Annotated in this window: 12 protein-coding genes and 1 pseudogene; 1 reads left to right on the forward strand and 12 read right to left on the reverse strand. The window is 34.6% G+C overall.

Features of this window, described 5'->3' with window-relative positions:
- Positions 1–35 precede the first annotated feature (35 nt).
- From licT to B5P40_RS10045, 4 genes and pseudogenes are all read right to left on the reverse strand, one after another.
- Positions 36–878 (reverse strand): BglG family transcription antiterminator LicT, encoded by an 843-nt coding sequence (licT, locus tag B5P40_RS10030; protein ID WP_113709220.1) that lies wholly within the window; start codon positions 876–878, stop codon positions 36–38.
- A 420-nt stretch (positions 879–1298) separates the two neighbouring features.
- Positions 1299–1801 (reverse strand): annotated as a pseudogene (locus B5P40_RS10035) (DUF3902 family protein).
- Positions 1802–1838: 37 nt separating this feature from the next.
- Positions 1839–2159 carry an ArsR/SmtB family transcription factor gene (locus tag B5P40_RS10040; RefSeq protein ID WP_113709221.1) on the reverse strand — a complete coding sequence of 107 codons (321 nt, stop codon included), beginning with the start codon at positions 2157–2159 and terminating at the stop codon, positions 1839–1841.
- A gap of 185 nt (positions 2160–2344) precedes the next feature.
- Positions 2345–3253, reverse strand: coding sequence for a DMT family transporter (locus B5P40_RS10045; protein ID WP_113709222.1), 909 nt, complete (start codon positions 3251–3253; stop codon positions 2345–2347).
- A 394-nt stretch (positions 3254–3647) separates the two neighbouring features.
- Between B5P40_RS10045 and B5P40_RS10050 the strand changes: the two genes are divergently transcribed.
- A complete protein-coding gene (locus B5P40_RS10050; protein ID WP_061688549.1) occupies positions 3648–5036 on the forward strand; it encodes an aminotransferase-like domain-containing protein in 1389 nt (462 codons plus the stop codon).
- A 42-nt stretch (positions 5037–5078) separates the two neighbouring features.
- Here the strand turns inward: B5P40_RS10050 and mutL are convergent, their stop codons facing one another.
- The 8 genes from mutL to B5P40_RS10090 all read right to left on the reverse strand — a co-directional run bounded on the left by mutL (position 5079) and on the right by B5P40_RS10090 (position 16714).
- Positions 5079–7022, reverse strand: a complete 1944-nt coding sequence (mutL, locus tag B5P40_RS10055; protein ID WP_002033700.1) for a DNA mismatch repair endonuclease MutL — start codon at positions 7020–7022, stop codon at positions 5079–5081.
- 8 nt (positions 7023–7030) lie between these two features.
- A complete protein-coding gene (gene mutS / locus B5P40_RS10060; RefSeq protein ID WP_002190482.1) occupies positions 7031–9703 on the reverse strand; it encodes a DNA mismatch repair protein MutS in 2673 nt (890 codons plus the stop codon).
- Positions 9704–9883: 180 nt separating this feature from the next.
- The gene (gene cotE / locus B5P40_RS10065; protein ID WP_002014610.1) at positions 9884–10426 is read right to left on the reverse strand and encodes an outer spore coat protein CotE; all 543 of its coding nucleotides are present in this window, start codon (positions 10424–10426) and stop codon (positions 9884–9886) included.
- Between the two features lie 128 nt (positions 10427–10554).
- On the reverse strand, positions 10555–10986 hold the full coding sequence (locus B5P40_RS10070) for a YlbF/YmcA family competence regulator (RefSeq protein WP_002033698.1): 432 nt from the start codon (positions 10984–10986) through the stop codon (positions 10555–10557).
- Between the two features lie 3 nt (positions 10987–10989).
- The gene (miaB, locus tag B5P40_RS10075; protein WP_002190483.1) at positions 10990–12519 is read right to left on the reverse strand and encodes a tRNA (N6-isopentenyl adenosine(37)-C2)-methylthiotransferase MiaB; all 1530 of its coding nucleotides are present in this window, start codon (positions 12517–12519) and stop codon (positions 10990–10992) included.
- Positions 12520–12952: 433 nt separating this feature from the next.
- Positions 12953–13819 (reverse strand): 2-oxoacid:ferredoxin oxidoreductase subunit beta, encoded by an 867-nt coding sequence (locus B5P40_RS10080; protein WP_002088040.1) that lies wholly within the window; start codon positions 13817–13819, stop codon positions 12953–12955.
- Positions 13806–15563 (reverse strand): 2-oxoacid:acceptor oxidoreductase subunit alpha, encoded by a 1758-nt coding sequence (locus B5P40_RS10085; RefSeq protein WP_113709223.1) that lies wholly within the window; start codon positions 15561–15563, stop codon positions 13806–13808. Before B5P40_RS10085 ends, B5P40_RS10080 begins: the two co-directional genes overlap by 14 nt.
- 227 nt (positions 15564–15790) lie before the next feature.
- Positions 15791–16714: a dipeptidase gene (locus B5P40_RS10090; protein WP_002190484.1), complete on the reverse strand. Its 924-nt coding sequence runs from the start codon at positions 16712–16714 to the stop codon at positions 15791–15793.
- Positions 16715–16721 lie beyond the last annotated feature (7 nt).

Genomic DNA, 16721 nt, shown 5'->3' on the forward strand with positions numbered 1-16721 from the left:
TGACATTTCATAGTTGGTCTTTAATGTTCTTTTACCTATCTACTCGACTCCCGAACTACCTTTGCTACATGAATAGTCAAATAAATCATTTCATTTGAAGTTAAATAATATCCGTATTTCTTTTGGATAAATAGTTGAATCTTTGAAACACATTCAAACTCTTTCACATACTTATTTTTAATAATCTCAAATAACTCTTCATCAGATTCATCACTGTATGTGCTATTCGTAATTAGCCGGGAAGCGAAAAACTTTAAATGGCTAATAAAACGATAAAAGGAAACCGATTCTTCTATAATCTCAATACCAAAATGAACCCTTACAATTGTCAGCACTTCTTGAATCAACTGTGTGATCTCATGTACGATTGGCTGTTCTTTATGCAACTGAGCGTTTACAATATGAAAAGCAATAAAACCTGCCTCATCATCAGGTAAACGAATGTGCGTCTCTTTTTCAATAATATCCAGTGCTTTCATTCCAATATTAAATTCATCTTTATAAAATCGTTTTATTTCCCATAGCAGTGCATTTTTAATCTGAATTCCTTCTTTAATCCTTTGAATTGCATTATGCGTGTGATCACTCAATGAAATATAAATACCTTCATTGAGTTTTTTACCTAATTTTCTTTGAGCATATCCAATAATTTCATCTGAGAGTTTCATATGCTCAATGGGTATGTTATTTAGCAGTTCTTGTAATTTATTAGATATATCTTGATTGGCTATGCGAAAAATTTTGTTTACCTTACTTTCATCAATCACATCACCTTTTGATTTTTGATAGCCTATTCCTTTTCCCATAACAATTATCTCTTTTCCATTTTTATCCTCCGTAATAACGACATTGTTATTTAGATTCCTTTTAACTTCCATATATTTCACTCCAATCAAGGATATTTTAGTATGGATTCATCATATATTATTCCGATATAACATAAAAAAGCCCATCCATTAAAATGCATAGAAGTACCTAAAAACTTCTCTGCACACTAATGAATAGGCTTAGCTTGTATTAAAACAATTACTACCCAATTCCATTGATATACGTACATAATAGCCTAAATTTAAAATTTCGTCAACGCCGTTAATAGCACAAATCTACAAAAGGAATACTACCGACAAATCGTCTTAATCTGTACGCCTAAGTTTCTGGAAACCTAAATAACCCCGAAATTTTGATGTTGTTGTTTGAAGTGTTGTATTTTCTCCCTATAATGATTTAAAACCTTTGATACTTGTCATATCGAATTTTAGAATTGAATCTGAATAAGTATGGAAAGGTTTAGGCGAAGATTAATTCCCTGTACTACTGTTTATACAATTTCCAATAATAGTTAAAACTACTGGATATAATACTGGTCCTAAAGTAAGACAAATGTTTAAAAGCATAATAATTTTATATAATGGTTTATAATTTTGATTACTACGATTCACAAATATTAAAGTCGCTAATGTTACTATTGTAATTACATGTAATAACAACATTATTAACCAATAAAATATCATTATAGTAAGATTCCATTTTCCTAGTAGTTGGTATGCTATACCCACTATTATTCCTAATACAGCAGCATTAAAGGAAATAAACAAAGTTCTTTTTAGTATTTTAGGAAATATTGTGTAATATACTTTTTATTATATAAATCTATTAAAATTGCCAAAGATAGATATGCCAGTAATACTCCTATCCAACTTAAGACCCAATCTTGATTTCCTTTTAAATTAAATAGAAGAAAAATTATCCCTCCTACCGCAAAAATTAAGGAGATGATTATGTTATTTAATGCTGATTTCATGATGCTTTCACTTCCTTAAACAATTTTTTATCTTGTATTACAGGATTTTACGAATAAAGCAGTCTAACTGTTTAATTACTTTTTCATTTCTGCGATAATAAGACCTCTTGCCCACACTTTTATTCTCTAGAAGGCCACACCTTTGCAGCAATGACAAATTACGAGAGGTCGTTGATTGAACTAAACCTATTTTATTTTGTATATCCCCTGCACAAACTCCTCCTGGAAAGTCTTCTCCTCTTTGATTAGGAAATTGAGGAGGAAAGTTTTTTTCTGGATCTTTCAGTAATTGTACTATCCTCAATCGAGTTGTATTTGATAATGCCTTAAATAAATCTGTAAGTTGTTCATCACTCATTACTTGTTAATCCTCCGTAAATTTCAATTTTCTTTTCATTTATAACTAAATACGTTTAAAAACTCATGTATTAATGGCATAGTAAATATTCAATATTTGATTTGTTTAAATTTCATTTTCAACAATTGAATTTTTGATTCTGCTTCTCACTGAAATTATTAATTAGCTTTCAAAAAATTGTTATCTTATTTATGAAGTATATGCTTTTCGTGTTGTACTTCTTTCTTAACTAAAGGATCACTTTTACCAATAATTACACAGATGACAACAATAAAAGCTAAGACAATTGTTAACCATGTAATAGATTCACCTAAGAATAAAACAGAAAAACCAATCATTAAAAATGGCTGTAAATATTGCAACTGACCAACTTTTGCAATACCACCTAAAGACATGCCGCCATACCAAGCAATATAAGCTAAAAATTGACTTACGATGGCTAAGTAGAATAAACTAATCCAGGCTTCTATAGGTGCTTGGAGCATATCACTGGATATACTTAGTTCAACAGGAATTATAAAGAATGGGGCACCAATTAAATTCGCCCATGCGATTACTTTCCAACTTCCAAACTCCTTTGAAAGTTTTCCACCTTCTGCATAGCTTAATCCGAGAATTAATACAGCTGCTATTAGTGCTATATCAGCCATTTGTAATTGGCCTAAGCCTAAGTAAAAGGCATAAAGAATAACTGTTATCGTACTAATACTACTCGAAATCCAATAACGCTTAGAAAGTCTCTCACCTCCACGCCACATTGCAAATCCAGCTGTCGCAAGTGGTAGTAATGCCACTTCAATCGCTCCATGTGATACAGGTAACGATTTCATAGCGAAGGTTGATAATAACGGAAAGGCTAGTACAGTACCGATAGCTACAATCCATAGGCTTTTTAGTTGGTTTTTAGTTGGTAATTTTTCTTGTTTTTTAATAAAAATAATACCAACAATTATTGCTGCTATAACCGCTCTGCTTAACCCAACAATTGTCGCACCAAAGTAAGGTACGGCGGTTCTTGTTGCAGGTAGTGTTAGACTAAAACAAATGACACCAATAAATCCTAGAAGCATTCCTTTTCTTATATTATTTTTCATTCGATCCTCCCTTTAAAGGTACATAAATACAACCTTCTAGTCATAGTTAAAATAAGTAAACTAATTTAATATGATTTTAATTGAAATCGAATATTTTCTATATAATAGAATTTAACATCTGTCATGGTACAGATTCCAAGGAAAATGTATGACGATACAATATAGAATAATTGAAACAACAAATAATATAACACTTAAATATATCAATATTTTAAAAGTAGAAACATATAATTTTAGTGTCTGTTCAATTCCCCCTTCACAAGTACACAAATGTACTTCATAATCATTATTAAACTGTTTAAGCTGATTAAATTATGAGTGTAATTGTTATCAGATTTTTTCTGTACAGTAGAATTTCTTATCTATCATGGTACAGATTGCAAGGAGAATTTATATGATTTCAAAATATAGAGGTATTTTAGTATGGTTGAAACAACAAATAGAAGATAAGCAATTTAAAGCAGGAGATAAATTACCTTCTATCCGAACACTAGCTGATCAATTTCAATGTAGTAAAAATACGATTGTAAAAGCCTTATTAGAATTAGAAAAACAACATATTGTTTATTCCAAACCTAAAAGTGGTTATTACGTAGTAGATACTCACCTAATACCTGATGAGAATGAAAATATTGATTTTTTATCTGTAGGCCCAGATGAACGAACCATGCCGTATGAAGATTTCCAGCATTGTATTAATAAAGCAATTGAGCATTATAAAACACAAATCTTCGCCTATAGTGAGCCCCAGGGGTTATTCTCGTTGAGAAAAGAGTTAGTAAATTACTTACAAGATTCACAAGTATTTACGAAGCCTGAGCGATTGGTTATTACTTCGGGATCACAACAAGCATTAAATATACTATCAATCATGCCATTCTTGAATGGAAAGAAAAAAGTATTAATTGAGCAACCTACCTATTATGGTATGATAAATACCTTACTGCTAAATCAAAATGAGATACTTGGAATTGATTTAACAATGGAGGGTATTGATTTTGGTAAACTAGAGTCCTTATTCCGTGACGAAGATATTAAATTCTTTTATACTATGCCAAGATTCCATAATCCACTTGGTCATCATTATACAAATGAAGACAAGAAAAAAATCGTCGCTCTTGCAGAAAAATATGATGTTTACATTGTAGAAGATGATTATTTGGCAGAATTTGATGTGGATTCCAAGGCAGATCCATTATTTGCATACGAACCTAACGGAAGAGTTATTTATGTTAAAAGTTTTTCAAAAGTATTTGTACCAGGATTACGCATCGCAACAGTTATACTCCCTGAAGCGATGGTTGATCAATTTGTACAATATAAATTTATTGCTGATTTCAATACATCGACACTATCACAAGGCGCTTTAGAAATATATATAAAAAGTGGAATGTTTCATTATCATATTGATAATGTAAAAAAATTGTACATTAATAAAATGACTATCTTATTAAATGCTTGTTCATCTTATTTACCAAGCTATATAAAATTTACTAAGCCAAAAGGTGGTTTGTATCTTACTATTTTCTTACCTTCACATATAAACATTGACAAGTTGATTCATTCGTTAAAAGAAAAACATATTTATGTAGATAATGCATCTAGAATGTATTTAGAAGGAAACAAACACAAGGTAATCCGGATAAGTATCTCTCAAGTAAATAAAGATAAAATAGAATATGGTATTCGGGAATTGGCAGCTTGTATAGTAGACATGGTGGAAAAGAAAAAGACAATAGAATATGGTATTAATCTTAATGTGAAACTCAAAAAGACACCTTAAAATAAAGGTGTCTTTTAATGTTTCACATTAAAGAGGTTAACCCTACATAACCCTCTTAAACATCTTCTCCAACTCATAAGTAGAATGATGCACCAGAATCGGTCTTCCATGCGGACATGTGTACGGATTTGTTGTTGTACGAAGTTCTTCAAGTAAAGCGAATATTTGATCATTCGTTAAATATTGATTTGCTTTAATCGATGCTTTACAGCTCATCATAATAGCTGCTTCTTCACGTAATTTTTTAATATCAACTTTTTTTAGTTTGACGACTTGCTCCATCATCTCATCAATGATTTCTGTTTCTTGTCCTTTCGGGAACCACGTTGGATGCGAACGAACGATAAAGGATTGATGGCCAAACTGCTCTAAAAATAGTCCGACTTTTTTTAGTTCTTCTAACTGCTCTTCGACACGTAAAAATTCGGTAAGAGATAAATCTATGCGGTACGGTACAAGTAATTCTTGTACTTCTTGCGTAACTCGTCCCACTTTATCACGGAAATATTCATAATTGATGCGCTCCTGCGCAGCATGCTGATCAATCATATATAGCCCGTTATCATTTTGAGCGAAAATATATGTTCCGTGCATCTGTCCAATTGGATAAAGCGGCGGTAAGTCATTACCGTTCATTTCAATCTCTTCTATCTCCCCGACTTCTTCTTCCAATTCCTCTAATTCAAAATCGTCATCGTTGCTAGTCCATTCCTTTTCCTCTCGAACCGTTTCTTCTATTACCGGCTTAGAGGATGGCTGCCAGCTTTGCTCTTCTCTTACGAGTGACTGTGGTGGTTGCCATTCTTGCTTCGGCGGTTGCCACAGTTGTGCTGGTTGTTTTACAGTCGTTGTTTCTTCTTGTTTCTCATCCATTCCTGTTGGTAAAACGATGTTAGGCATAGATGATTCTCTCGGTTTTGTATGCTCAAACTTGAACTGTTCTTGCACACTTTCATCTTTTTCTTTTTTCTTCGTTGTTACACCAGCATCTGGAATGAGTTGTATTTTTTTGAATGCAGCTTGCAATGTTTCTTCGATAAGCTTTAGCAATTCTTGTTCTTTACTAAAGCGTACTTCTAATTTTGCTGGATGTACGTTGACATCAACAAGCATTGGATCCATTTCAATTGATAAGAAGCCGATTGGGTATCTTCCGATTGGCAATAACGTATGATATCCTTGCTGAATTGCTTTCATTAATACGAAATTTCGAACGTAACGACCATTTACAATCGTTGACATATAGTTACGCGATGCTCTCGTTACTTCTGGTAATGTTACATATCCTTTAATTGTAAAGTCTAGAGACTCAGCTTCAATCGGAATAAGCTTCTTCGCAACTTGAATGCTGTAAATCGATGCAAGTACTTGTCTTACATCACCGTTTCCTGATGTATGAAGCAATTTCTTTTCATTATGAAACAGTTTTAACGATACTTCTGGATGTGACATTGCAATACGATACACGATATCTGTAATGTTCCCAAGCTCTGTATGAATCGTTTTCATATATTTAAGGCGCGCTGGTGTATTAAAAAATAAGTTTTGTACAGTAATATCTGTTCCTTTTCGGCTTGCCGTTTTCTCTTGTTTTATAATGTCTCCACCTTTAATACTAAGGTGTGTACCAGGCGCATCACCTGTGCTCGTAATTAACTCTAATTCACTCACTGAGGCAATACTCGGCAGGGCCTCTCCGCGGAAACCGAGCGTTCTTATACGAAATAAATCATTTTCATCTTTAATTTTACTCGTTGCGTGTCGTTCAAATGCAACGATACAATCTTCTTCAGCAATACCATCTCCATTATCGATGATGCGAATCTTCGATAATCCAGCTTCTTCTAAGTGGATTTCAATAGATGTACTATTCGCATCGATGGAATTTTCCACGAGTTCTTTTACAACTGAGGCAGGGCGCTCTACTACTTCCCCTGCCGCAATTAAGTTAGAGAGTTGATCATCGAGTTTGCGAATTTTCCCCATCTACTTACTCATCCTTTCTTTAACTTTTTCTGTAAACGATACAGTTCATTCATCGCTTCTAAAGGCGTCATATCGAGTAAATCAATCTTTTTAATTTGTGCAAGTACTGCCGTTTCTTTTGCATCTAGAACTGACTTGTCTTGTTTTTTCGAAGACTGTTCTCCACCAAAGAATGATAATTGCGATTCTTCCTCAGTCTCTACTTTCGTCTCTTGTATTTCTGCTGGTTCTTCTTTTACAACAACTGGTTCTGGAGCGACTTCTGGCACTTTCACTTCTACTCGTTTCGGAATAACAATTTCTTCCTGTCCTTCTAGTTGTGCTAACACTTCTTTCGCGCGAGCGATTAAGCTCTCTGGAAGCTCGGCAAGTTGAGCAACGTGAATTCCGTAACTTTTATCAGCCGCTCCATCTTGAATTTTATGAAGGAAAACTACTTTTCCATTCTCTTCAATTGCTGAAACATGTACATTCTTTAGTTGGTCTAAACTTTCTTCTAACACTGTTAATTCATGATAATGTGTAGAGAATAATGTTTTCGCACCAATTTGGTCATGAATATGTTCAATGATTGCTTGCGCAAGTGCCATACCATCATACGTAGATGTACCGCGTCCAATTTCATCGAATAAAATTAAACTTCTCTCTGATGCATTTGCAATTGCATTTTTCGCTTCTAACATTTCAACCATAAATGTACTTTGACCTGAGATTAAATCATCCGCTGCACCAATTCTCGTAAAGATTTGATCGAAGACAGGTAATACTGCTTCTGTCGCTGGTACAAAACAACCAATTTGTGACATAACAGTAACAAGTGCTAATTGTCTCATATACGTACTTTTACCAGACATGTTCGGTCCTGTAATTAAAAAGACATCCATCTTCTCCGGCATAATACAATCATTCGGTACATACAATTTCCCGTTCAATACTTTTTCAACGACAGGATGACGACCATCTTTAATAAAGATTTCGCGCTTATTTGTTAAAACAGGTTTTACAAACTGCTCTTCTTCACTAACTGTCGCAAAGCTTTGCAGTACGTCTAGTTCACTAATTACTTTCGCTAAATGCTGTAATTTCGGAATGAATACTTTGACTTCTTCGCGAAGCGCTGTAAATAAATCGTATTCTAATTGTACAATTTTCTCTTCTGCTTCTAAGATTAATGTTTCTTTTTCTTTTAATTCATCTGTTATGAAACGTTCAGCATTTGCAAGCGTTTGTTTACGCTCATAGCGCCCTTCTGGAAGTGCTGCAAGATTAGCCTTCGTCACTTCAATATAGTAGCCGAAAATACGGTTGTACCCAATTTTTAATGATTTAACCCCTGTAATATCACGCTCTCGTTTTTCAAGCTCAGCAATCCACGTTTTTCCGTTTTTACTAACGTAACGATATTGATCAAGCTTATCATTATAACCATCTTTAATAATATCTCCATCTTTAATAGAAAGCGGTGGGTTTTCTTGAATACTTCTTCCCAGTAATTCAGTTAAGCTCTCACATGGATCTGCACCTTGAATTAACCTTGCTGCATAAGCATTATCTAACAGACTAATCGCTTCTAAAATAGCTGGTACTTGCAGTAAAGAACGTCTTAATTGTAATAAGTCCCGTGCATTTACATTACCAAATGCAACTTTCCCTGCTAAACGCTCTAAATCATATACTTCTTTTAACTTTTCTTTTAAATCTTCACGTAAGAAGTAATCATTTACAAACGTTTCAACCATTTCTAAACGCTCTTCAACTTTTTCTTTCTGGATAAGTGGACGTTCCATCCACTGTTTTAACATACGCCCACCCATAGCCGTTTTTGTTTTGTCTAATAGCCATAATAATGAGCCTGTCTTTTCCTTCGTGCGAAGAGTCTCTGTTAACTCTAAATTGCGTTTTGAATGCACATCAATTTTCATAAATTGATTCGTGTAATAAATTTCTACTGGTTGCAAGTGATCTAACGAACGTTTTTGTGTTCTTATCACATAGTTAAATAAGCGTCCAATTGCTTTAATTAATTTTGCTTGGGAAACACTTTTCACAAGATGTTCTAATCCTTCTGGAATAGTTGTTGTATCTTCATACGAAATCGTCATTTTTAATGTTTCAGTTAACTTATTTAATTCATCTTTTGAAAATGTAGAATCTACAACAATTTCTTTTGAACCAGTCGCATACACTTCTAATAAAATATCTTCTACTGAACCAGTTAATAACGTCACTGTATTTTGTCCAGTCGTTAAGTCATTACAAGCTAGCGCATAAGATCCATCTTCGAAATGTGTTAATGCTGCTAAGAAGTTATTCTCCTTCTCGTCTATTGTACGCCCTTCCATCATCGTTCCTGGCGTAATTAGTTGTACTACTTCACGACGTACTACACCTTTAGCTGTTTTTGGGTCTTCCACTTGCTCACAAACAGCTACTTTATATCCTTTTTCAACAAGTTGTTCAATATAATTTTTAGCTGCATGATGCGGTACACCACACATCGGTATACGTTCACTACTACCACCATCTCGGCTCGTTAATGTAATTTCAAGTTCATGAGCTGCTTTAACCGCATCTTCAAAGAACATTTCATAAAAATCACCTAATCGGAAAAATAAAAAGGCATCTTGATAGTCTGCCTTAACCTTTAAGTATTGCTGTATCATAGGCGTATATTGCGTCATGTCTTTCCTCCATAATTCTTACATAATAATCTATATTCATATATGTCACACTTCACGGACATCCATATCTCCTATTCCAGGAGTCTTTCCTCATTATAGCACATTTCATAAGGAATCATGTTGATGCAGAACCACTTATGTACTGTAAAAAGCTAGGAAGAACTTCTCCCTAGCTTTCTCTTACTCTTCTTCTGCATCGACGATAAAGTTCGGATCTAATTCTTCAAACTCATCATCATCGACTTGGAAATCCTCGTCTGATTCTACGCAACCTTCAGGATTTACACTTACACAAATTTTCGTTTCCCCAACTACTTCTGTTACAAATTCACGTTCTACCGTCACAACAATTTTATTACCATTTGGCGATACAAGAGCTTCTAAACAATTTGGCGGCTGAATTACACGAGCGATAATTTCTAAATCGTCACCAGAGAAGTTTTTATCACGATACCCAATACTTACTTCATCATTGTAGTTAACACGTTCTGTTACAACTTCAGTCTTTGTGTTTCCATCAAATGAATACCAAGTGTTTACATCATAGAAACCTTCAATTTCCACATGTTTTCCATTCTTTCTCGCTTCGTACGAATGGTTAATTACCCAGCACCCTAAAATACTTGTTGGCTCATTATTCGATTCACATGTATGCGTTGACTTTGTATACTTACGTCCTTTTCCAACCACTGCTTTTGTAATAATCTCTCTAAATTCGGACATTCGTAACCCTCCTCAATCACTATTCACTTAATCATATGCGTGACAATAGCGGAATGTGTCATTCTTTTTTTTGAGAAGAATTTCCGATATAACCCACTAAAAAAAAGAGATGTCAATAAGACATCTCTTTAACAACCACAATTTCCTTTTTTACTTTCTACTGCTGCACCAGTTTCACCCTTCAACACATCGCCGCCAGTTGAAACTAATATTTCATCTGTTACATTGTTAGAAATGGTACTAGCAACTAGCTGTAGTAAGTCATTTACATACGTTTGTGAAGATTTAAACTCCTGTACAACTGGGATATTATCTAACTTATCTTGAAGTGCATCAATTTCAGCTTCTACTTTTTTCAAAGCTTCCCATTTCCCATAATGTTGCAAGTTTACTGCTTGTTTTTGCAAAGCTTTTATTTCATCAATTGCTCGCTTTACATTTTCATTTTTATGAATTTGTGCTTCTGCTCGCTTAAAGAAATCGACTTCTTCTGTTTCAGAGATCATTTTCGCTAATTCTTTCGCTTGCTCAACAATTTCATCTTTCGTATATACTTTCATCTATTATTTCACCTCAATCGGCTCCTTAACCAATTCCCCGTTAAGAGACCAAGTTTTTGCTTCCGTTATTTTTACTTTCACAAGCTGACCAATTAAAGATTTTGAAGCAACAAAGTTTACAAGTTTATTCGTACGTGTATATCCCGCAAGTACTTCAGGATTATTCTTACTTTCTCCCTCAACTAATACTTCTACAATTTGACCTATATAACGCTTATTCTTATTAACTCCATATTCATTCACTAGTGTATTTAAGCGTTGCAATCGCTCTTTCTTCACTTCCATCGGAACATTATCTTGCATTTTTGCAGCTGGTGTACCTTCACGCGGAGAATAAATAAATGTAAATGCCGTATCAAATCCTACTTCACGATATAACGACATCGTCTCTTCAAACTGCTCATCCGTTTCATTTGGGAAACCAACGATAATATCAGTCGTTAGCACTGCATTCGGAATGGTTTCTTTAATTTTTCGTACAAGCTCTAAATAGTGTTCTCGCGAATATTTACGCGCCATAATTTTAAGCATATCTGTACTACCAGATTGAACCGGTAAGTGGATATGTTCTACTAGGTTACCACCTTTTCCAAGAACATCAATTAAATGATCATCAAAATCACGTGGATGACTCGTTGTAAAACGAATACGCGCGATATCGATTTTACGAAGTTCATCCATTAAATCGCCAAGACCATATTGTATATCTTCAAAGTCTTTACCGTATGCGTTTACGTTTTGTCCAAGTAACGTAATTTCTCTATAACCGTTCGCAGCTAAATGGCGAATTTCTTTAATAATATCTTCTGGACGTCTGCTACGCTCTTTTCCGCGTGTATACGGTACAATACAATATGTACAAAACTTATCACAGCCATACATAATATTTACCCAAGCTTTAATATCACCACGACGTACTTTCGGAAGGTTTTCAATTACATCCCCTTCTTTTGACCAAACTTCAACTACCGTCTCTTTTGAGAACATTGCGTCCTTTAAGATATACGGTAATCTATGAATATTGTGTGTACCAAACACCATATCTACATGCTGATTTTTTTGCATAATTTTATTTACAACAGATTCCTCTTGAGACATACAACCACATACACCAATTATAAGATCCGGATTTCTTCGCTTTAATGATTTTAAATGACCAAGTTCACCGAACACTTTATTTTCAGCATTTTCACGAATTGCACAAGTATTTAATAAAATTACATCTGCCTCTTCAGTTGAAAAGGTTGGCTCATATCCAAGTGTTGTAAAAATCCCAGCCATTACTTCTGTATCATGCTCATTCATTTGACAGCCATATGTACGGATGTAAAACTTTCTTCCTGCGCCAAAATCGCGAAACTCTTCAGGTAGGCCAAAATCTCTTTCAATTTTAACTTCTTCTTTCCCACGCTTTTTCGCCAATTTCAAGGAAGGTGGTTGGTATACACTTTCAAAGTATTTACTATAATCTTTCTCTTCTTTTTTCGTAGAGGAATTTGCTTGTCGACTTGCTAATCGTTGTTGCTCGTTCATCGGTAATCTCCTTTCACCCTTAACTATACACACACTCTGTAGTCCATTTTAATGCGCTTAGACCCATCTCAATGATGTTAGATAGCATGAGAGATAACTTGCCCTTTGAAACTTGAGTAATCGATCTAATCATCCGTAAGAATGAAGTCTTCCCCACACAAATAGACATTCCCTTTTTATTATTTCATCTTGTCCTACCCAAAAGTATATTGCTTTATCCCTATACACATTATCATAGTATAGAGCCTTTAGCCAACTTTAACGAAGAAGGCTTCTTATCCTATATTTCATTTCACAGTTATTGAACATGCTATTTTTATACAACGATTTATATATTATTTTATCATTCTGAATTTTCTAAGTAAACAAATCTATTAATTATTTTTATTCACTCAAAAAGAAGGTTACCAAGCGGCAACCTTCTCTCCGATCATTACATAAATTCAGCAACAAGCTCATCAAACATTTTCTGATCCATATTCAAATCAGCTTGCACTAAAGGTTTTTCACTATAGTCTTTTACAAGCTCTTGGTAAGAAGGCTGCTTTGTGTTTTGATAAATTAAACCTGTTACTAACCCGTTCTTTTCCATTAATGTTTGCATAGCCATCATGCGGTTAGATGGATCATATCCTTCTACTGTACTTAGTTTCGTTAAATTCTCTTTAAACCAATCATAAGTATTTACTTTATTGTAAGTAACACATGGACTAAATACATTAATTAATGAAAAGCCTTTATGGTTAATACCAGCTTCAATAATTTGCGTTAATTCTTTTAAATCACTTGAAAAGCTTTGCGCCACAAATGTCGCACCAGCTGTTAAAGCCATTTCCATAACATTTAGTGATGGTTCAATTGAACCTTGTGGTGTACTTTTCGTTTTAAATCCAGCTTCACTACGTGGTGAAGTTTGACCTTTTGTTAATCCGTAAATTTGGTTATCCATTACGATGTACGTAATATCAATGTTACGACGAATAGAATGGATTGTATGTCCCATACCAATCGCAAAACCATCACCGTCACCACCGGATGCAATAACTGTTAAATCACGATTTGCCATTTTCACACCTTGTGCAATTGGAAGAGCACGTCCGTGAATACTATGCAAACCATATGAATTAATATACCCTGAAATACGACCGGAACAGCCGATACCAGAAATAACAGCTAGCTCATCTGGATTTAAACCAACGTTAGCTGCCGCACGCTGAATCGCAGCCTGCACCGAGAAGTCTCCGCAACCTGGGCACCAGTTTGGTTTTACACTGTTACGAAAGTCCTTAAATGTTGCCATTTAATACAACTCCTTTTTTACATTCGTTGTAAATCTCTTTCGGCAAGAATGGATTTCCATCGTATTTTAAAAGACTAGAAATTTTCTCACCATTGCCAAGATTCATTTTCATAATGTTAGCAAGCTGACCAGTTGCATTGTTTTCTACTACTACAACACGCTTCGCTTTTTTCACAAGTGGATCGATTTCAGCTGTTGGGAACGGATGAATTAAACGTACATGGGCATGGTTTACTTTCATTCCTTCTTGTTCTAAACGCTGCATTGCCTCTTCGATCGCACCACGAGTTGAGTTAAAGCCTACTAACAATACGTCTGCGTCATCATGCTTAGCATTTTTGTAAATAGGGGTATTAAACTGTAAATTCGCCATTTTACGGAAACGTTTGTCCATTTGATCTTTACGATTTAACGCTGATTCAGATGGTTTACCCGTTTCATCATGTTCTACACCTGTAACATGGTGAATACCATTTTTCATACCAGGTAAAACACGTGGTGAAATTCCATCTTCTGTTACTTCATAACGCTTGAAGTATGCTTTATTTTCACGTTCTGGTAATTCTACTTCTAAATCAAGCTTACCACGACGAATTTCCACTTTATCTAACTTAAGTGGTTCTACTGTTTGCTTTCCTAAAGAAAGCTGTAAATCTGTTAAGAAAATAACAGGCACTTGATATTCTTCTGCTAAGTTAAACGCTTCTACAATATCATAGAAAGCTTCTTCAACTGTACTTGGCGCCATTACGATCTTCGGAATTTCACCATGTGTTCCGTAAATCATAGCCATTAAGTCAGACTGCTCTTGTTTTGTTGGTAAGCCCGTACTTGGACCACCGCGTTGTGTATCAATGATAACTAGCGGTGTTTCAGTAATACCTGCTAAACCAATTGCTTCCATCATTAAAGAAAGACCAGGACCAGCAGATGCTGTTAATGTACGAACACCAGCGTAGTTTGCACCGATCGCCATTGTACAAGCTGCGATTTCATCCTCAGTTTGGATTACTGTTCCGCCGACTTTCGGTAACTTTTCAATTAAATATTCCATAATTTCAGATGCAGGTGTGATTGGATATGCAGACATAAAGCGAGCGCCACCAGTTACCGCACCAAATGCGATTGCGTCGTTTCCAATCATAAACATGCGTTTCTTACCGTCAGCTTTTTCAAGTTGCATCATGTTTACTTTCTCACCAAGCAATTCTTTCATGTATTGAGAGCCGCGTTTAATTGCTTCCATATTCTTTTGAACGACTTGCTCTCCTTTACGACCAAAGATTTCTTCAACAACCTCTAAATAAGCTGTTTCGTCTAATCCTAATACCGCACTAGATGCCCCAACAGCAACCATATTTTTCATTAAAGATGTGCCTAATTCTGAAGCGATATCTGTAAACGGTATCACATATAGATTTACATCTGTATTATCAGGTATTGTCGGATTAAATTTCGCATCCGCAACTACAATTCCGCCCGGACGTAGTTCGTGGAAGTTAAAATCAATCGTTTCTTGATCAAAAGCAATTAAAATATCTAAATCATCTGAGATCGCGCGTACTTCTGTTGTACTTACACGAATTTTATTATTTGTATGGCCGCCTTTAATACGTGATGAGAAGTGGCGGTAACCGTATAGGTAATATCCTAATCGGTTTAATGCAATACAGAAGATTTCCCCTGTACTTTCAATTCCTTCACCTTGTTGGCCTCCAACTTTCCATGAAAGTTGACTAATCATCTCCTACACCCCTTTTGGCTGCATTCATTGTAGTGTATTTTTTTACAGTATTAGTTTAGCATTTTTTATGCAAATAAACTACAATGGACGCAAATTATGCCTCTTCTGTTTTCCCTGAATCTTTAGTATAATGCTATTTCGTTTACCATTCTAGTATTAGGTCTTAAAAAAATCAATAAATTCAAGTGAATTTATTTTAATTTTTCTGAATATTTAAAACATATTCTTTAGAACGTTATACAGTCAACAAAATTTTTATACAAAAATCGCTCTACAGTTGATTCATTATACTTTTTATACAGTTGATTCATTATATTTTCATAATCCCTATATACTTCTACACCTACAACAGTTTCTAAAATTCCATCAAAATCAGAACCGAATCCTATATTTTTTTCTCCACCTAATGAACAAATATATTCCACATGCCTTAATATATCTGCTATATTCGCTTGTCTTTCATTCGTTAAAAACTGCGGTACGAAAGTAATACCAATAATGCTATTTTTCTTTATAAGGGCTCTTATTTGTTCATCGGTTAAATTGCGTGGATGCCCACAAAGTTGATAACAGTTTGAATGAGATGCAATTGGGTTTTTAGCAATTTCAATAACATCCCAAAAGCTTCTTTCATTTAAGTGAGACACATCGGTCCATAAATGTAACGTATTAAGTTCTTGTACAACTTGTCTACCAAATGTAGTTAAACCTGCTCCACGTGCCTCTAGCGCTCCATCAGCTAACAGATTGGCATAGTTCCATGTCAATCCAAAGGAACGTACACCTAAGCGATAAAACAAACGTAATTTCATCGCTTCTTTTCCAATTGCTTCGCATCCTTCTAATGTTAATAATGCTCCAATCTCGTCCTGTTTTAGCATGTTAATATCGTTTTTTGTCTGAATAAACTTCATTCCTGGTAGCGATAGAATTTCATTATGAAAAATATCTATCATTTGCAGCGCAACTTCAAAACGCTTTTCATACGCTACTGTTTCTGGTATATATATAGCAAAGCATTGTATACTTCCTTTTCTTTTCATTAATTGTTCAAATGTAATATGTAATTGTGAATCGTTTTGAAAGTCTTTTTTTCCCTTTGCACTCCATAACTGAAAGAGTACATCGCAATGTGCATCAAAAATTTTCATTTTCATT

The sequence above is a fragment of the Bacillus sp. SRB_8 genome (assembly GCF_003264205.1).
Taxonomy (GTDB): Bacteria; Bacillota; Bacilli; order Bacillales; family Bacillaceae_G; genus Bacillus_A; species Bacillus_A mycoides.